18 protein-coding genes and 4 tRNA genes are annotated in these 18,783 nt (G+C 49.1%); 5 read left to right on the top strand and 17 right to left on the bottom strand.

Annotated features, from left to right (window positions below):
• Positions 1-271: 271 nt before the first annotated feature.
• The 9 genes from W822_RS35730 to W822_RS35695 all read right to left on the bottom strand — a co-directional run bounded on the left by W822_RS35730 (position 272) and on the right by W822_RS35695 (position 5,786).
• Positions 272-1,477, bottom strand: a complete 1,206-nt coding sequence (locus W822_RS35730; protein WP_024005461.1) for a porin — start codon at positions 1,475-1,477, stop codon at positions 272-274.
• Positions 1,478-1,749: 272 nt separating this feature from the next.
• Positions 1,750-1,926: a hypothetical protein gene (locus tag W822_RS46335; RefSeq protein ID WP_155848147.1), complete on the bottom strand. Its 177-nt coding sequence runs from the start codon at positions 1,924-1,926 to the stop codon at positions 1,750-1,752.
• 182 nt (positions 1,927-2,108) lie between these two features.
• A complete protein-coding gene (gene azu, locus W822_RS35725; RefSeq protein WP_031242844.1) occupies positions 2,109-2,567 on the bottom strand; it encodes an azurin in 459 nt (152 codons plus the stop codon).
• Positions 2,568-2,832: 265 nt separating this feature from the next.
• Positions 2,833-2,917, bottom strand: a tRNA-Leu gene (locus W822_RS35720).
• A gap of 43 nt (positions 2,918-2,960) precedes the next feature.
• Positions 2,961-3,524 carry a preprotein translocase subunit SecG gene (gene secG, locus W822_RS35715; protein WP_024005459.1) on the bottom strand — a complete coding sequence of 188 codons (564 nt, stop codon included), beginning with the start codon at positions 3,522-3,524 and terminating at the stop codon, positions 2,961-2,963.
• 47 nt (positions 3,525-3,571) lie between these two features.
• Positions 3,572-4,342, bottom strand: a complete 771-nt coding sequence (gene tpiA, locus W822_RS35710) for a triose-phosphate isomerase (protein ID WP_024005458.1) — start codon at positions 4,340-4,342, stop codon at positions 3,572-3,574.
• A 66-nt stretch (positions 4,343-4,408) separates the two neighbouring features.
• The gene (locus W822_RS35705) at positions 4,409-5,386 is read right to left on the bottom strand and encodes an NAD(P)H-quinone oxidoreductase (RefSeq protein WP_024005457.1); all 978 of its coding nucleotides are present in this window, start codon (positions 5,384-5,386) and stop codon (positions 4,409-4,411) included.
• 201 nt (positions 5,387-5,587) lie between these two features.
• A tRNA-Ser gene (locus W822_RS35700) sits at positions 5,588-5,677 on the bottom strand.
• Positions 5,678-5,698: 21 nt separating this feature from the next.
• A tRNA-Leu gene (locus W822_RS35695) sits at positions 5,699-5,786 on the bottom strand.
• Between the two features lie 440 nt (positions 5,787-6,226).
• On the opposite strand from W822_RS35695, the gene W822_RS35690 reads away from it, so the two are divergent.
• Positions 6,227-6,607 (top strand): hypothetical protein, encoded by a 381-nt coding sequence (locus W822_RS35690; protein WP_024005456.1) that lies wholly within the window; start codon positions 6,227-6,229, stop codon positions 6,605-6,607.
• A 92-nt stretch (positions 6,608-6,699) separates the two neighbouring features.
• Positions 6,700-6,776, top strand: a tRNA-Pro gene (locus tag W822_RS35685).
• Positions 6,777-7,764: 988 nt separating this feature from the next.
• Here the strand turns inward: W822_RS35685 and betC are convergent.
• Both betC and W822_RS35680 read right to left on the bottom strand, forming a co-directional pair.
• Positions 7,765-9,318: a choline-sulfatase gene (gene betC / locus W822_RS0123615; protein ID WP_031242841.1), complete on the bottom strand. Its 1,554-nt coding sequence runs from the start codon at positions 9,316-9,318 to the stop codon at positions 7,765-7,767.
• Between the two features lie 17 nt (positions 9,319-9,335).
• Positions 9,336-10,379 (bottom strand): tripartite tricarboxylate transporter substrate binding protein, encoded by a 1,044-nt coding sequence (locus W822_RS35680; protein ID WP_081724391.1) that lies wholly within the window; start codon positions 10,377-10,379, stop codon positions 9,336-9,338.
• An 86-nt stretch (positions 10,380-10,465) separates the two neighbouring features.
• Here W822_RS35680 and W822_RS35675 point away from each other — a divergent pair, with 86 nt between their 5' ends.
• The 3 genes from W822_RS35675 to W822_RS45865 all read left to right on the top strand — a co-directional run bounded on the left by W822_RS35675 (position 10,466) and on the right by W822_RS45865 (position 12,689).
• Positions 10,466-11,668 (top strand): ROK family transcriptional regulator, encoded by a 1,203-nt coding sequence (locus tag W822_RS35675; RefSeq protein ID WP_081724390.1) that lies wholly within the window; start codon positions 10,466-10,468, stop codon positions 11,666-11,668.
• A 322-nt stretch (positions 11,669-11,990) separates the two neighbouring features.
• Positions 11,991-12,350: a YidH family protein gene (locus tag W822_RS35670; protein WP_024005452.1), complete on the top strand. Its 360-nt coding sequence runs from the start codon at positions 11,991-11,993 to the stop codon at positions 12,348-12,350.
• A 9-nt stretch (positions 12,351-12,359) separates the two neighbouring features.
• Complete coding sequence (locus tag W822_RS45865) at positions 12,360-12,689, top strand: DUF202 domain-containing protein (RefSeq protein ID WP_024005451.1); 330 nt, start codon at positions 12,360-12,362, stop codon at positions 12,687-12,689.
• A gap of 8 nt (positions 12,690-12,697) precedes the next feature.
• Here W822_RS45865 and W822_RS45860 read toward each other — a convergent pair whose 3' ends face one another.
• The 6 genes from W822_RS45860 to W822_RS35645 form a co-directional block, all read right to left on the bottom strand.
• On the bottom strand, positions 12,698-13,300 hold the full coding sequence (locus W822_RS45860) for a thiamine pyrophosphate-dependent enzyme (protein ID WP_024005450.1): 603 nt from the start codon (positions 13,298-13,300) through the stop codon (positions 12,698-12,700).
• Positions 13,301-13,342: 42 nt separating this feature from the next.
• Positions 13,343-13,879, bottom strand: a complete 537-nt coding sequence (locus tag W822_RS35665; protein ID WP_024005449.1) for a thiamine pyrophosphate-binding protein — start codon at positions 13,877-13,879, stop codon at positions 13,343-13,345.
• A gap of 14 nt (positions 13,880-13,893) precedes the next feature.
• Entirely contained in the window at positions 13,894-15,261 is a 1,368-nt protein-coding gene (locus W822_RS35660; RefSeq protein ID WP_024005448.1) for an MFS transporter, read from the bottom strand.
• Positions 15,262-15,324: 63 nt separating this feature from the next.
• Positions 15,325-16,929 carry a GMC family oxidoreductase gene (locus W822_RS35655; protein ID WP_024005447.1) on the bottom strand — a complete coding sequence of 535 codons (1,605 nt, stop codon included), beginning with the start codon at positions 16,927-16,929 and terminating at the stop codon, positions 15,325-15,327.
• Positions 16,930-17,110: 181 nt separating this feature from the next.
• Positions 17,111-17,872 (bottom strand): IclR family transcriptional regulator, encoded by a 762-nt coding sequence (locus tag W822_RS35650; protein WP_024005446.1) that lies wholly within the window; start codon positions 17,870-17,872, stop codon positions 17,111-17,113.
• A 72-nt stretch (positions 17,873-17,944) separates the two neighbouring features.
• On the bottom strand, positions 17,945-18,751 hold the full coding sequence (locus W822_RS35645) for a GntR family transcriptional regulator (RefSeq protein ID WP_081724389.1): 807 nt from the start codon (positions 18,749-18,751) through the stop codon (positions 17,945-17,947).
• Positions 18,752-18,783 lie beyond the last annotated feature (32 nt).

The following is an 18,783-nucleotide window of genomic DNA, read 5'->3' as shown; positions in this document are numbered from 1 at the left end:
GACCTTGATACAACAGTTATGAGGGGAACTGAATCACAGCTTAATAGATTGAACTTTCAAGCAAATTAACACCGGTATTTTTTAGAATTGCGGCGCCGCACACAGAGCAATTGGCGGCAAAAATCATCACCCCCCGAATATCGATTTATCTGCCCGAAAGCAAACTACGAAACAACGAGCGTCCTCAGAAAATTGGCTCGGAAACGCAAAAAACCACCCCGAAGGGTGGTTTTTCTTGCTCTATGAAAGCATCGCTAAGCGATGCGTTTCATTAGAAGCGGTGTTGCATACCTACACCAACCAGAGTTGATTTCAGTTTAACTTTTTCGTTTACGTCGCTGTCGTCAAACTTCAGTTTGCCAGAGCCGTAAGAAGCGATGGCATACAGGCTTGTACGCTTAGACAGGTTGTGTACATAACCCAGGCTGAAGATGTGCAGGTTGCCTTTTACACCATCAAATGCGTCGCCAGTGTTTTTGGAAGTGTTGCCCTGGTAAGAGAACAGTACTTTACCATCATCACCAACAGGTGCAGTCAGACCAGCCATCCAAGACTGTTGACGATAGCCGTTAGTTTGTGTGTAGTTCAGACCATCAGTACGCATACCGTCGGTGAACTCAGCCAGCGCGCCATTCAGACCAACGCTACCAACACCAGCTTCAGCAACTACGTCGTTAGCTACAGAACCACGGATCTGACCGTAGCCCAGGTGCAGTTTAACAACGTCGAAGTCATACGCACCGAACAGGTTCCACATGTGTGTAGTACCTTTGAAGTCACCGTCTGTACCACGTACGTCTGTGCGGAAACGGTCATAAGAAGCAGCTACAGAGATCGGGCCATTGTAGTAAGCCAGACCAGCTGTGATCCAGTTGGATGTATCGCGCTCTTCGAAGTCGTTACCGAACATGTCTTCAGAAGTGGTTTTGGTGTTTTTACCAGCGTAACCAACAGCAGCTTTGAAACCTGCGAAATCAGGTGTCATGTACTTGATAGAGTTGTCCATACGGGCAGATGGAGATGCACCGAATGCACCGTCAGTCACGCCAGCCTGGAAGAAGCTTGTACCGAATGGATCGATTGGAGAGATGAAATCATCAGCAACGTTGTACTGACGACCCAGAGTCAGCGTACCCCAGTTGTCACCAGTCAAACCAACGATTGCTTTACGACCGAACAGACGACCACCTTGTGATGAACGACCATTACCCAGATCAAAGCCGCTTTCCAGTTGGAAAATAGCGCTTGTACCGTTACCCAGATCTTCGGTACCTTTCAGGCCCCAACGGTTGCCGTTTTTAACGCCATTGATCAGACCGATATCGCGTGTTTTTGTGAACGCATCACCCTGAGTGACTTTGGTTTGTTGGTAACCAATACCAGCATCAACCAGACCGTACAGCGTTACTGAAGTTTCTGCGTGAGCCACACCAGCGAAGCCGGTAACCAGAGCCGCAGCAAGCAAAGTCTTTTTCATTTGTTAAATCTCCGTAGATTTTGAGTGATCAGAGCAGCGATCAAGACGTTATGTTCTACCGCTCTATAAAACTCCGCGAAGGGAAGTTGTAGTTATTGCACCAAATTTTTAAGCATCTGGCTACCTTGATCTGCATCAAGAACCCTTTTTTTTGCTTTTCTGTAGGCTGTGTGCAACAAAACAGCAAATTCCGGGGTCAGTAACAACTGTAAAATCAAAAGAAAGATGCAACTATTCTAGAAATTACTTTAACTTGCAGAAGCCTATAAAAATCAGATACCTATAGCTAAACTGTGTTTCCCTGAAGTAATAATACGGCAGTCTCGTAGCAAAAAATCCACACCTTCACATATAACGCCATCAAAACCAGGAATGCGTTGTTTTTTTAAAACAAAACGTTGTTTAAACACACACAATCTGCCAGTGATTTGATCAGCAAATACAGACAACCCATTCCCCTACCCCAAGCGGCCGGCGAAGTGATCAAAATCGCCGCCCGATTTACTTGACCCAAATCAGCCCCCCCCCAAAAAAAACAATGCCCTCAAAAAAACAAAAACCTCCCAAAGGGAGGCTCTCAAGCATTGGCACTCTATGTGCGCCAGCATGACCGGCGCACTACGCCGGGCGATCAGTCAACGAGCTTGACCGTACCCTTCATCATGCTGCCGTGCCCAGGAAATGAGCAAAAGAACACATCATCACCCGTCAGCTTATCCACAGGCACCTTGACGGAATCAGATTCGCCGCCACCGACCAGTTTTGTGTGGGCAATCACGCGCTCGTCGCCGTCTTTAACGTAATTTTTGTCGGCGCCGGCAGCAATGCCATCAGTTTCGACAGCCTGCATATCAGCAGACTTGGTAATCACAATATTGTGCCCCATTGCCGCTTTAGGCAACTGCCCCGTGTGCTTCAGATTAATCGTGAATTCCTTGCACGATTTACTGACAGTAATTTCCTTGGTATTGAACTGCATGGCGTCATTGGCCTCAACATCAACCGAGCACTCCGCCGCCATTACGGGCAGAGAAGCCACAGACAATGCGGTTGCAACCAATAAATGTTTCAGTTTAAACGTAAAAGCCATTATGCTCTCCCTTAGGTTGTTGAAACAGAATAATCGACATAACTATACCATCTTCGTATATGCCACGGTACGAATACAGCAGCCGCAACTGATCCATATCAACCCACCCATATTGCCCTGCCACCTCACCGGATTGAGCCACCACATCAGGGCCATCAGCCCACAACAAGAAACAGACACAAAAGCACAAGCCAAAAACCAAAAAGCCCCTGTTCTAATTTGAACAAGGGCTTGATGACTACGGAATACGACTTGATTTAACAGTTGGTGCTCACGGCGAGACTCGAACTCGCACAGCTCTCGCCACTACCCCCTCAAGATAGCGTGTCTACCAATTCCACCACGTGAGCATCTGTAAAGACAGAGGATTATAGCATCAAATAATTAAAACAATTACTGTTTTGAGTCGGAATTTTCACCTGACCCCGTATTTGGTGCTGTCGGTGTTGTATTTTCCGCAGGTGCCGGACTTTCTGCAGGCGGCGTCGTTTCAGGCTGAGCAGCAGGAGCAGCAGACACACCAGAAGCCGATGGCGCAGACTGAGTTGCAGGGGCTGCCGGCATATCAGGCGTTGATGGCGCAGCCGGTGTCGCAGGCGCGGACGGCAAATCATTCGACGGCGCCTGCGCAGGTGCCGGCGCACTTGTAGACGGCGCAGGCGCTTCGTACCCTTGCATGACACCACCGCCAGTCGCCGGGCTGGCGTTGCGGTTCACATTGCTACCGAGATAGGCCAGACCCAGCGTGCAGGCAAAAAACAGAATCGACACCCATTTTGTTGCGCGCGAAAAAAAGTTGGCCGCACCGGTGGCACCGAAAAGACTCCCGGCCGATCCACCACCGAAAGACGACCCCATATCCGCGCCCTTCCCTTGCTGCAACAGCACTAGGACAATTACCGTCAAGGCAGACAGCACCTGCAAGACAGCCAGTAAAGGGTATATAAACGATGGCATTTAAGTATTACTCCAGAAAAATTCTATATAAGGGAAACGCCACGCCATCATGCGTCGGCAATTCCCTGAAAATCGGTCGCAACCAGCGAAGCGCCGCCTACCAGCGCACCATCAATATCTTCCTTGGCAAACAGGCTGGTCGCATTCGCCGCCTTGACACTGCCGCCATACAACACGCGCTGCTCGGGCGCCCCGGCCGCAGCCAGCAGCTTGCGAATATGTGCATGCACTTCTTGCGCCTGCTCTGGCGAGGCCGTCAGTCCCGTACCAATCGCCCAGACCGGCTCATAAGCCAGCACCATGTTCTTCACTGCATCTGCGCCCAGCGCCAATACAGGCGCCAGCTGCTCATCAATAATCTTCAGCGTATCACCCGCTTCCCGCTCAGCCTGAGTTTCACCCACGCAGACTACCGGCGTGAGGCCGCCCTGAATGACTGCGGCAGCCTTGCGCGCCACGACATCGCTGGTCTCGCCATGATAGGCGCGACGCTCGGAATGCCCGACCAGAGCCCATGAGCAACCAAACTCGGCAAGCATGGCGACCGACACTTCGCCGGTATAAGCGCCTTTGGCGTGTTCGCTGGCGTCCTGCGCACCCCATGTAATACCGGTACCCTTGAGCGCATCGGCGACCTGCGGCAGGTAAGGAAACGGCGCGCATACTGCCAGCTCGACATCCGCCCCCTTAGTCCCATCATCCGCACCAGCGCCGCCGACTTTCTGCAAGTTGACCAGATCTGACAACAACTGCTGGTTTTCAGCCCTGTTGCCATTCATTTTCCAGTTCCCGATGACCAGTCGCCGACGCATACTCATATTATTCCCGGTATAAGGTTTTTTACAAAACCAGAGATTATAACCTTTTCATATCTAAAAGGAAACTCAAAATGTCAGGACGATTTTCCCGATATTTTCGCCCCCTTCCATCATGGCATGCGCATCACTGGCCTGCGCCAGCGGAAAAGTCGCATGAATAACCGGCCTGATCTTGCCTGCCGCCAGCAAGGGCCAAACCCTTTCCTGCAACGCGCGGGCAATTTGGGTCTTGAACGCTGCGCTGCGCGGACGCAATGTAGAGCCGGTAATTGTCAGGCGACGCCGCATGACCTGCGACGTATCAATCGTTGCTTTACTGCCACCCAATTGCGCAATAATGACAATACGACCATCATCAGCCAGGCACTTGATATCACGATTGATATATTCACCCGATACCATGTCCAAAATCACATTGACTCCCTTGCCATCTGTCAATACCTTGATCTCCTCCACGAAATCCTGTGTCTTGTAATTGATTGCCCTGGTCGCTCCCAGCGCCTCGACGGCCGCAGCCCGCTCATCACTTCCTACGGTGACATACACCTTGTGCCCCAGCGCACGAGCAATCTGAATAGCCGTTGTCCCGATGCCGCTTGCACCGCCATGGACCAGCAGCACCTCACCATCAGCCAACTCACCGCGGTCAAACACATTTGTCCAGACGGTGAAAAACGTTTCAGGCAATGCAGCCGCTTCCACATCACTGAACCCCTCGGGAATGGGAAGACAGTTGCCCGCAGGCGCCACGCAATATTCCGCATAACCACCACCCGGCGTCAGCGCGCACACCCGATCTCCAATCTTGAAAGACGTACCCCCAACATCGCCCTCAACAATCTCGCCGGCCACTTCCAGCCCAGGCAGATCCGATGCGCCAGGCGGCGGTGGATACGCACCCTTGCGCTGAAATACGTCGGGGCGATTGATCCCCGCCGCCGTCACACGGATTAAAACCTCGCCAGCTTTCAGAACGGGCTTTTCACGTTCCACAAGCTTCAATACCTCAGGACCACCGGGAGTGGAAATTTCAACTGCCTTCATCTGTCTTCTCCTGCAAATTAAATAGAGTCTCGGGCGAACGCGCCACGGTTAATCAATCGATTTTAACGTTGAAACCTCGGTGCACCCGAATGACAGACAGCATGCGAAAAATAAAGCGGGCAACAAAAAACCCCGTCATTGCTGAAATGATCGGGGCTTGCTGTGCCAGCTCATACTACATAGACCGGTTCGTGGGGTTATTGGCGGAAGCTGTGAGATTCGAACTCACGGAAGGTTTAACCCTTCGCCGGTTTTCAAGACCGGTGCATTCAACCACTCTGCCAAGCTTCCTGTTTTGATGAGACCCACCTCTGGTGCACTCGGCCGGAATCGAACCGGCACGGGCGCAATGCCCGAGAGATTTTAAGTCTCTTGTGTCTACCTATTTCACCACGAGTGCGTGAACTGGAGAAACGAGAATATAGCACATCTAATTTATAAACGTCCAGACGCAGGCGTAGATATCGCCATAAAACTGTCTATTCAATCATTGTTTCGTGACGCGAATGCGACACCCAAGTGCTTGGGATGTATGAGCGTGATTTCATGGAGCATGGCCCGGACAGGCCCTCTACGTGCAAACACGACACCCCGCTGCGCCACGAAAGCACACATTTCTATTGATTACGATTTTTTATATTTAAATTCAATAGGTTATAAATAAACTAGGCGATTTGTAACAGCACCCGCTGCCTTGCTTTCATCTGTCGTATTTCAGAAACACCTCACCCGACGCTTAAGAACGATAATAATCAAAACCAAACAGTCATTTACACAAATACAAATGGCGGATAAGCTTTTGTATAGAAATTAACCACTTTCAAAAATCTGGAGGTCGATATGAAAAAAACATTGCTCATGATTTCCGTTGCGCTGGGTACGCTGACCGGCTGTGTCGGCTATGCGGGGGATGGTTATGGACGCTACGCTGACCGCTACGACAATTACGGTCCCGGCACAACTTACTACGGTGGTGGATATAATCGCGGTTATCGCAATGTTGACTACCGACGCCATGACCGCCGCGATTGGGAACGTCGTCAGGATGCGCGACGGGATGCCGCTCGCCGGGAAGCACGACGCGATCGCAATGACTGGCGGGATCGTCGAGACCATGACCGCGGCAACAGCTGGAACAGGCCAAGCAATCGTGAAACGATGCGCAATCTGCACAATGCAGATCGTCGACTGAAAGAAATGCGCTCGGGTCAGAATCGCTAATACAACAATTTCAGGTTTTAGCGATGCCCCCTCTTGTCATTAAAATGAAGTTTATGTTAATATCCTTTTCTTCGCTGATTTAGTGAATATGTCGGGGCATAGCGCAGCCTGGTAGCGCATCTGGTTTGGGACCAGAGGGTCGTAAGTTCGAATCTTACTGTCCCGACCATTAAAAATATAGTGATATCAAATACTTAGCCGTTTAAAGAGCGCGATTCTTTAAGCGGCTTTTTCGTATCTGCGTGACTTTTCCTACGGCCCGGATCTGAGCCTGACGAATCGTGGCATGTAAATTTAGCGTTTCTTCTTCATGTCCAGGTCGGGCAATGCCCTCAACCTTTCCAACACGGGAAAATCTGATCATAGTTTTAACAAGCTTCGTACTCAGTTGCGTGAACTGGCGGTCAGATGGATGGATATTCTTGAAACCAAAAATGTCTCAAGAAATGTTGATATCGATTTGGATATGCGATTTAAATTTAACAATGAATCTCTCGATCTTTTTTCCGGCAGCACCGAGATCAGATTGGTATTGCTATCCATGCCGCCCTTTTTGAAACGTATATTTCGGAACCTTCCCGTCCTTTCAGATTTTTGATTCTGGATACGTCAAAACAACAAGAGCTCCATACGGAAGATTTATCAAAATATCTGACAGAGCTTGAGAAACTCTGCGCTTCTAAAAATGCGCAACTTATTCTTTCATCTACAGAGTACGATCATCGGACAGGACCATCAGATAAACGATGGTTGCCACGGCATAAAGGTGCTGACCATCCAATGCACTTGGGGAAGCAGACAGATTATTTGGGTGATCTCAATGATTAACTGGCCTTGTCTGCGTTATATCCAACTGTATAATGGCCGTGAAAAGCCAGTCCTGCGAGGTGGAATGGTTGGCACTTCTGCACGGAATGACATGATACCAACATCCAAAAGTGACTCACGTATCTGAAAAAAAATGGACACCTACTCAGGAATGCAACACCAAATATACCAAGCTCGTGCTTGCTGCTGATTACGGTTCGATACGCATGAAACAGAAAAAAATTCCCCATCGCACAACTCCTCGGGCACAAGGAGACAGTGCGAACAGGGGTAAAAAAAGAAACTGCGTGCGCTCAAAACATTAAGCGCGATAATGTCGATTAAACGAACTAGAAAGATTTAAGCTTGGCCGGTTCTACATATGGAAATCTAGCTCGTCCTTTCACCGCAATAGTCCCTTCGTTATCGCCACCTCCTCTTACATACTTCTGCTCATCTCCCTTGGAAACGACATATGACCAATTCTCTCTATGGGAACTTCCCTTGACGACCGACCAGATGACTTCACGCCTGGCCTGACTATCCAATATCAACTGATTCAACCCTTCGGGGTCCCAATTAGTCAATACTGCTGAGTGCAACTTTGCCTTTATCTCCTGATGCGTCGTATCACTGCTCAAATCATGCAATTCAAGAGGGTCGTTTTCGAGATTAAACAATAACGATTCGTGCCCATGCACATAAACATACTTGTACTTGCCTTGTCTGATCATGCGGCAGGGAGCACATACGCCCATGTCGCTATATTCAGACAGCACAACCCTATTATTATCTACCTCTTTTTCATCGAACAACTCTGTCAGATTACAACCGTCAATGGGTGTCGTGTGCGTTGCTTCGCCATCATTTGCCAACGCCAATATGGTAGGCATCAAGTCCACAAGCGACACATTCGATTGAACACGGCGGGCTCCGGCTATACCTGGTCCGCTAATAATAAGCGGAACGCGGGAAGCGCTTTCGAAAAATGTCTGTTTAAACCACATCCCGCGCTCGCCAAGCATTTCACCATGGTCGCTTGTAAAAATGATGATAGAGTCTTCCAACAACTCGGTGTGTTTTAATAACGCGATGATTTCGCCGACTTTATCATCGACATAACTCACCATTCCGTAATAAGCATGGCGAGCATTCCGAACATGCTCTTCTGTTACCGAAATCCGATCTCGTCCATGCGAATAATAAAGCCATTTGCTATGCGTATCTAGAGACTCAAGCGGAATCGGCGGAACTTGCGGCATGTCGATGTCTTCGTGTCTGTACCGATCCCAATGGTCCTGATATGCGGTGTATGGGGAATGGGGGTGAGAAAACGAAACCGTCACAAAAAAAGGCTGACCACGCGAATTCCTTGCGAGATCATATATTTTTTGCTTCGTCAAAAACGCCGTTTGCTCATCATAATCCAATTGCAGGCTCCGCAAGCAGGAGCCTGCTTCTACTACAGCGCGCATACTGATGCCTGTCGGCGCATTTCGAGGCCCTTCTTTCCAGTTTGGAACCCAGGCGAAGTCCGCCGGGTAAATGTCCGTATTTAATCTCTCGGAATAACCATGCAGCTGATCGGGACCTACGAAATGCATTTTGCCACTCAAGGTAGTGCTATAGCCCAACTTTCTCAAGTAATGCATCAGCGTAGGCTGATCTGCAGTAAGCTCACTCGCATTATCATATGCCTGGATTGAATGCGGTAATCTGCCTGTCAGCATCGAGTATCGCGACGGCGCGCATATCGGGAAGTTGCAATAAGCATTATCAAAGGTGACACCTTTTTCACTCAATGAGTTGATATGCGGCGCATTGACAATAGTATTGCCATAATTTGCCAGTGCAGACACAGTGAGCTGGTCTGCCATGATCAGAATAATATTTGGTCGCTTCATGTTGATTCCTGCCTCGCCTATTGAATCGTAACCCCAATGCGCTTGATGAGATCGCCATAGGTTTTCATATCTTTGTCTATTTGTACATCCATCTCCTGCGGAGTAGAAATGAGCGGCTCGGTTCCCCTTTGCCGGAGAGTGTCCAGTGATTCTGTCGTACGAACAGCATCCAGCGCACGCTGAATCTTTTCGATCACCTGGTTGGGCGTGCCGACCGGCGCCATCAAACCATACCATGCACTTGCCTCGTATCCCGACAACCCAGCCTCATCAACCGTAGGCACATCAGGCAATGCTGGAGAACGTTCCTTGCTACCAATTCCGAGCGCCAATAACCGGCCAGACTGAATTGCTCCCAACGAAGCTGGGATATTGGTAAACATCATTGATACTCGGCCTCCCATAACGTCACTGACCGCAGGTGATGCACCTTTATACGGTACATTCAGGATTTCTACATCGGCTAGCGACTTGAACAACTCTGCCGCCATATGCGCAGGACTACCGTTCCCAGCGGAAGCATAAGTCAGTTCATTAGGATGCTTTTTTGCATAATTGATGATCTCGGTCACTGATTTACTTGGGATCTTCGGATTGACCACCAATATATTCGGAACATTAACCAACAACGAAACGGGTCGGAACTCTTTTACCGGATCAACGGAAAGATCCTTAAACAGAAATTTGTTAACCACATTGTTACTGCTGGCTAACAGCAATGTATATCCATCTTTTTTGGCATGAGCAACAGTTGAAATACCAATATTTGTTCCCGCACCAGGTTTGTTTTCGACTACGACAGTCTGCTTGAGTGGCGCCGAAATTTTCTGCGCAACGAGCCGCCCGACAAAATCGGCCACGCCACCCGCTGGCCATGGCACGATCAATGTAATCGGTTGTGCAGGCCATTCTTCCTGTCCATAGGCACTAGTTCCGCATATCAAAGCGATACACGATATAACATAAACAACTGATTTTTTAAACATATACGCAGCTCCCTTTTTATCCTCCTGATCCGCTGACTCTACCTTTAGAACAGCGACATTTTTTTGCCATTTCATCTTCGATTATTAATAAATTACAGACGGCAATTTAATATATAATGATATACTTACCGACAACAAGTAAATAAGGGTTATCCATTAAAATGAAAGAGATACCGGTTACCTCGACACAAGATATTCGCAAGGAAAATCGATGTCGAATACTTGAAATGCTGCAAAGAACACCCGATTTAGCAAGGAATGAAATTGCCAGATTATGCAACTTGACCGAGCCTGCAGTGTCCCGCATAACACGGGAACTTGTTGACGCCCAAATTATTGAAGAGGTTGAAAGTGATCCGGCGCCCTCACGGCGCGGTCGCCCAGTCATTGGCCTACGCTTACGCGGTGACGGAGCCTATGTCGCAGCAATAAACTTGAGCGCTGACAGTCAATGGGTTTGCATCGCTAATCTAAAAGGCGAATTGATCGCCAAGCACAGCCTATCTTTGAAGGATGTCGCCAATCCAATTACAGTCGTCACCTGTGCCGCTAACGAAATCAAAAAATTAATTCAAGCCTCCGAGATCCCTCTTCCGAGGCTGGCTGGTGTTGGGGTTTCCGTCGCGGGGCCGGTGGATACGAATGAAGGTATGCTTCTTGAGTCACCCAATCTCGGCTGGCCCACAGTTCCGCTAGCGTCGATGATTGAAACGGTACTGAATATACCGGCCAAAATTGAAAGTCGTCCGATCGCGCTTTTACTAGCAGAAAAATATTCGTTGAAAAACCAAAAAATCGATAATGCAGCACTGATTCTGCCCACTCTAGGTATAGGTGGCGCAATCATGACTGATGGCCGAATTCTGCGGGGACAAAGCTATCGCGCGGGCCAAATCGGTCATTTGACGATGAGCGAAAGCACACTAGTCTGCACATGTGGAAAAATTGGTTGTCTCGACACACTCGCTTCGGGTCACGCTATCTTGGAGCAACTCAATGTGATCTCCCGAGATCGACGTAAACCAAGGCATCAGGTTGAACACGCTAAGTTGCTTGAAGAGGCCATTGCCCTTGCCAAAACAGGAAATGATAATGCTATTCAGATTTTATTCGCAGCAGGTCAGCATCTAGGGAAAGCACTAAAATCGTTAACCACTGTATCCGATCCAGAGATTATTTTTTTAGCCGGCCAGCTTGGTCGATCGGAGAGTTATTCGATGGGTGTGCGAAAATCATTTTCAGAAAATTCAGCAATTCCAATCTTGTCTTCAAAAATGACATACGAAGAAGCGGCTGTTTCGCTCGCTCTCCGAGCATTTATCTATTCCCCAAAATTCGACATCTCGGGTTATTTAACAGATTAACGTCAAAGGTTTAGATATGGATTGATGACTACTAGGACTATAGAGTTAATTTCGTCATTCAAAAAAAAGCGGCCGTAGCCGCAAAAAATTGGATTGCAGAAAAAGGATTAGCCCAAGACTAAAATGCAACCCAATGAGTGATGGAATCAGCTAACAGCGATTAAGAATTCTGTTAGCTAGTGCGGCTAAGATACCGACTTAATTTCAATAAGTCAATAGTTTCAGGAGAACCACTAAGTGCTAACCGACCTTTTACTAAGCAATCACGAAATCCTACTTTGAACTAGCACTTTCATTCATATTTTCTAAGACGTAACTTACAATGAAAAACTCAAATTGGCGCGAAATGGGTGAAGAGCCCGACTACCGATTCACACTTGCTAATGAGCGCACATTCCTGGCGTGGGTCCGTACCGCTTTGGCAATATTGGCAGCTGGCGTGCTACTGGACCAATTCGCGCATAACTTAGCTTCTCCGGTCATTATTTTCGCAATTGCACTTGGTTTATGCGTGTTAGCAGGTGTATTGTTTATCGTTGCATATATTCATTGGCGAGATGTCGAATTAGCGATGCGACTGAAACGAACGCTGCCCCGATCCCCTGCTTTGGGTCTGCTTGCTCTGGGTGGAATGGGGACGGCTCTGGTTTTGGTCATCCTGCTAATAAAGTCATTCCTTTGAGTGTAAATAATGGCGACACTTAAAGACCCCGGCCTGCAGCCAGAACGTACGTCCCTGGCATGGCGACGTACCTCCGCTGTATTGCTGCTGAATGGATTTGTCACCATGCGTTCGGCTTACATGAACGCATCGATTTTTCTTGCCATTTTAACCGGCATACTGTTAATAGCCACTATTATCACATTCGTATATGGCGTCTTTCGAGCCAAAGGGCTGGCGCTCAATCTATTTCCAATCCCTTTGCCCATTGCCTCAATCAGAAGCGTGACGCTGATCGGACTGGCCGCCGCCATGAGCAATATTCTCTTTATAATCGTCAATCGTTTTAGTGTGATTTGATACTGGTTTTAAATTTCATTCACCATAAATTTCCGAATTCTCCTAAGCTCTTCTCCCATTCTGCTGAATCGGTGATCGGTCATTTCAAGTGAATGAATCTTCCGACCGAGTGTCGCTTCTCCATACTCTGTTATCGCTTCAATAAAATGCGGACCGGGTCGCTTCCACTTATTTTTCAATTCTTGCGAGAATGTCTCGGCCGTCGAACATCGCACTGTGCTGTGGTAGCGAGCTGCATTAGCCATTGCCTCAAAATCAACGCTTGCAGCACCCGGTGTGCGAAGATTGCCCAAGCCTGCAAACTGAACGCCATTATTCAATACGATGTGAATAAGATTTTGGGGTGCTGCCGTGGCGACCGATACCAATCCGCCCAGTTCCATCAGCAGACTCGCATCGCCATCCAGGACGACCACTTTGCGGTCCGGGCAGGCTAAAGCAATACCCAGCCCCAAAGACGCAGCGCCGCCCATCAACGGCACGCAAGCAACGTTCAGATCATTGGCAGGTAGTCGATCGTACTCGTTCATGGCCCCCATCGTGAACACGACGACAGCATCGACGCGCAAAGATTCTGTAATGGAGACGACTTGTTCAGCGGTCATTGTCATTTCATGGATTCCTAAGTCGAGTGTAAATAGTCCAGGCTGGGTTCAACTGAAAGAGACGAAATGGCCGACGAGCAGTGCCGAGGGTCCATTACGTTCAAACGCGGTTTTGCAGGCGATATCAATATTGTTTGTATCATTCTCACTCTCCAGGCGTTGGTAAGGGATGCCCAGCGTTTCAAGGACAGGTTCGAGCATTCTGACCATCAAACGATTCGACAGGCGAGGATCATGCCCCAGATTGGCAAACTCTCTTCCGAATTGTCCGATCACAAGTAAAAGGGGGATATGTCCATCCAGTCCCAGTGCTCGAATGCTATTTATGGCGGCGTAAAAACCCTGATTCTGGATCAGCACCGCACACCGTTTGCCACCGGCATAAATCCCTGCTGCCGTTTCTATCGCCTGATCTTCAGTCGTACAATTGATGCTTCTGATCTCATGTATCGGGTTCTCGAGTTCCTGATGCAAAGCAATTTGCAGCATATCCGGTACGGTTGTCACAAACTGAATATTGTTTTCCCTGAATGTTCTAATGAATTGGGTGGCGCCAACTGAGTATCTAGAGTCGAGACTGTGCATGTATACCTTCTCCTTTATAAAGTCGGATTCGTAATGCGGGTTGAGTCTGCTTGCGGGATTCGATATTGACCCGGCTCCGAACTGAACGCTTCGGGACTAGGTGTCGCTTTATCTCCGCGACCGATAAGGTAGGTGCATAACGCCGAAAGAATCCCGCTTGCAAGTACATAGGCACAAATATAAATAGGATCGCCGTTGCCTGTCGCAAGCAGCATCGTCGCAATGATGGGCGTGAGCCCGCCAGCCGTTACACTTGAAAATTGATACACAAACGAGATACCGGTGTACCTGACCCTGGCATCATATAAATCGCAAAGAAAGGAAGAAACGGTCCCATACACTGCAGCGTAAATCACTCCAAACGGTACAGCAATTGCCAGCCATACTAGATAGATATTCCCGTTTGCACTTTGCATAAGCCAGAATGCCGGAAAACAGCTGGCTGCGGTGATCAGTGAGGCCCAACCATATAGACGAATGCGACCCAATTTGTCGGAAAGATGCCCAAAGACGGGAATGAAGACGGTCAGCGTGACAGCGCCGATCATGACGCCGATTAAAGATGTATCGCGCGGAAAGTGCAGCGTCTGTGTCAGATAGTTGATGGAAAAGACACTGAAAATATTGAAAAATACACCATCGATATGTCTTGCGCCCAGCCCCAATAACGTATTGCGCGGATAGCGCTTAATCATGTCGAAGAACGGAATGGCAGCTTCCTTATTTTTTTCCTTGACCTTGGAAAAATCGGGAGTTTCAACTATTTTCAAACGAATCCACAAGCCGAAAAAAACCAAGCCACAGGATACAATGAACCCTACCCTCCATCCCCAGAGCATAAATTGTTCATCAGTAAGTATTGCCGACATCAGACCCAAATAGCCAGCGGACAATAATACGCCGAGCGAAAGTCCAACTTGCGGCAGACTGGCATAGAAGCCACGTTTGGATGTCGGCGCAAACTCGTAGGCCATCAGAATCGCTCCTCCCCACTCGCCACCCAGGCCGATACCCTGGACTACCCGGCATAAAATCAACAGTGCCGGTGCCCAATACCCGATTTGCTCAAAAGTCGGTATGACCCCCATCGCAAATGTCGACAGACCCATGATGACAAGCGTAATGATCAGCATGCTCTTTCTTCCAACTCTGTCACCGAAATGGCCGAAAACAATGCCACCAATAGGCCTTGCTGCAAAGCCTACGGCAAAAGTGGCGTACGCAAGTAGCGTGTTGATCGTGGGGTCGCCCGCCGGAAAATACAATTTATTGAAAACGATTCCCGCAACGATTCCGTACAGGAAAAAATCGTACCACTCTATGGTGGCCCCGATCACGCTGGCCATTGCTACTCTACGCAGCGCCTTTTTGTCAGATTGCATATTTGTCTCCCGATTTAAGATTTTTATATTGATTACGATTGCCCGAATAAAATCACCCGCAAACTAGCATGAGTCTTCCAGAATCATGTCAGCCGCCTTCTCGGCAATCATCACCGTAGGAACATTGGTATTTCCCGAAATTAGAGTGGGCATGACTGAACAATCAACGATACGCAGGCCGGTCACGCCCAGCACGTTCAACTTCTCATCTACGACGGCCTGTGGATCATTGATATCTCCCATACGCGCGGTCCCGGAAGGATGGAATATGGTGGTGCCGTTTTCCCTGCAAAACGCCAGAATGTCATCATCGGTTTGAACCTGCGCACCTGGCTTGAATTCCTGCTTCATGAGCTTGCGAAGAGGAGCAGCACTTGCCATCTGGCGGGCGAATTTGACCGCTTCCACAGTAACCCGCTGATCGTATTCGGCCTCCAGATAATTGAACTTAATCGCAGGATGTTCCATAGGATCGCGAGACTTGAGGCGGACTTGACCGCGCGACTGCGGTCTTAACTGACAAACAGAATAGGTGCATCCAGAAAAAGAATGGGGTTTGCCCGCAGCATGGTCAGCAGAAAGCGTTCCAAAATGAAATTGCACATCAGGCGTTTCGCTTTCGGGCATGACACGACAGAACATACCTGCAACATTGATGCCTACTGCCAGCGGTCCCTTTCTACTGCAAAGCCATTGCAGTCCCATGCCAATTCGACCTGCGACGGAGCGCAAGGCGTCATTTGTCGTGATTGGCTCGCTTACCTCATACATCAGCCGAACCTGGAAGTGGTCCTGCAGATTTTCGCCTACGCCAGGTAAATTGGCGATAACAGGAATACCAAGTTCATTTAAATGGCGCGCGCATCCGATACCTGATAATTGAAGCAGTTGAGGGGATTGAAGCGCACCCGCACAAAGCAGCACCTCCTTGCGCGCTTTGACGGTATGCATGGAACGCCCCTGAGAGTAATCAATACCAACCGCTCTGGAACCATCGAATACAACTTTTGTAACGTGAGCATTGACTTCAACAGACAGATTTTTACGAGCTCTGACCGGTTTCAAATAAGCGGTCGCGGTAGAACAACGAAATCCCTTGCGGGTCGTCAATTGGTAATATCCGACGCCTTCCTGCGGGCCAGAATTGAAGTCATTTACTTTTGGTACACCCAGGCACGCACCGGCTTCGATAAAAGCATCCGCAAGCTTTCCGCCGCCTGGCACCGTGCTCGCCCATAGCGGCCCACTAGCGCCTCGGGTGGCACCTGCGCCCAGATCATTGTGTTCCAGTTTGCGGAAATAGGGCAAGCACTGGTCCCAGCCCCATTTTTCATTGCCAAGCCTGGCCCAATGGTCGTAGTCTTGCTGCTGACCCCGTATATACATCAGCCCGTTGATCGAGCTGGATCCCCCAAGTACCTTCCCGCGGGGCTGGTAAATCGATCGTCCTCCCAGATGCAATTCGGGTTCGGTCCTGAATCCCCAATTGTAGCGTTCGTGAAACATCGTCTTCGCGTAACCGATAGGAATGTGTATCCAGGGATAGCGGTCAGCAGGTCCTGCCTCAAGCAGCAGGACGGTATGTTTGCCATCGGCGGTCAGGCGATTCGCCAAGACACAACCGGCAGAACCGGCACCGACAATAATGTAATCCACTTCTTTATTCAAAACTGAGTCTCCTGATAAACGCCCTATGTGTTCGTTTTTTCCAAACTATAGTGAGTGCGGGAATATCAGGCTTGGGTTTACTGCTTTATTAGCAATTAATGGGACAAAACATTGCAATATCATCTCATTACCGGTGAAGCGAGCGTCGACTCGTCATGCTATTTTCTACACAGGGAGAGTGTCATTGCAAAATCAAGGCGGAGAGTTCTAAGGCGGCGCTCCGGAATGCGGGGAGATGTTTTTCAAGCTGAACTATGGAAGTGCGTGCAACGGTGGCATGACATACCAGGGCGGCAACGGTTACTCCTGCCTTGGACGTTTTGACGGGGACTGCCATACCGATCATCCCGAAAATAAATTCCTGGTTATCGACACCGTATCCGAGTTTTTGTACACGATCCAGCTCCCGGTTCAAAGCAATGGGGTCAGTGATCGTTCTTTCTGTCAGGGCGTCCAGCTGCAGCGTCATGAGAATGCTCTCACGAACCGGTTGGGTCATATTTGATAAGAACAACTTTCCCCCTGCCGTGCAATATAACGGAGCCCGAGTGCCGGCTTCAAGATGAACCTGCAAAGGCATCTTTGTCTGGACTCTTTCTATGTATTTGACCTGATCTCCATCCAGGACCGTGAAATTACAGGTTTCACCTGTCATTTGCACCAGTTTGCGCAGAATCGCCCGGCATTCCCGCCGGAAATGGCCATTACCCAATACCCCTATGCTCATGCTCACAGCCCGAGGGCCTGGTATCAATTCTCGTCTGTCTGGTATGAGCGCCACGTAGCCCGAATTGATCAGGGCCTCCACATTTCTTGCCACGCTCGCTTTAGGAATATTGGTTTTTGCGGCCAGTTGCGCCAGACTCATCGGCATAGAGGTGCCCACGATTGCTTCCATGATTCTCAGGGAGCGGAGCACTCGCTGTTCATCGCCTTTTTCCATGGCAATTCCTCCCGTTTAATAACGCGCTGCTTTTTCACGCACCGCATGACGGCGTAGCAACGAAAGCAGTTTTTACTCACTCACATTCAATATATTTGGAGAAACGCTGCTTGCCAAATTCAACGGCCCCGCCACGCTCATTTTGAAGGTGTATCGCTCCGGTACGATATAAATTCTCATATGCTCGCATATTACATTGGCAGCGTTGAACGACGAGCGACTCATGATCAACACTTGGCTTTTAGGGTCGAGATCCAATTCCTTCAGTATTCTGGAGCTCGGCCTGGCGCACTGGATCGATACATCGGCCCGAGCGACCGATATCCCCAGGAAATTCTTCAGTATCTCATAAACGGAGAGATATTCTGCGCGTTCAAACCCGACCTGTCCAGCAGCCGGAGGCATGTAGGCTTCCACTACTGCGAATGCTTCGCCATCGACCCGATATCGACGACGCAAACGCACTGGTAAGTTCGTATTGTGCGGCCGGGATAGGTCTTTCCTGCCGGCAGAAGCAGAGAATTCAAGCAACTCTGTCTCGGGTTCTACCCCCTGGCTTCTGAGCACCTCGAGAAAACCTTGCAATCCGGACAAATCGTGCTGAACATTCAGGCGTGCAACAAAAGTACCCTTGCCTCTCCGGGAGACAATTTGCCCATTCTGAATCAATAGCTGAAACGCCTGACGAACCGTAACCCGGCTTACCCCACAAGCCTCCGTTAATTCAGACTCTGTCGGAAGCTGCTGGCCCTGACTGAATACGCCTTCTGCAATTGCCGAGGTAATTAACGTCGCCAATTGCATATATAGGGGTTCGGAAGACTTGCTGTCCAGCGACGTCCGCCTTAACGTAGAGATAAAATCTGGCCTGGCATTCATGGATTTACTCACATTGTATTAAGATGTAAGGA

It is taken from the genome of Advenella kashmirensis W13003 (assembly GCF_000506985.1).
Taxonomy (GTDB): Bacteria; Pseudomonadota; Gammaproteobacteria; order Burkholderiales; family Burkholderiaceae_B; genus Advenella; species Advenella kashmirensis_A.
This window is presented reverse-complemented; position numbering and strand designations above follow the sequence as displayed.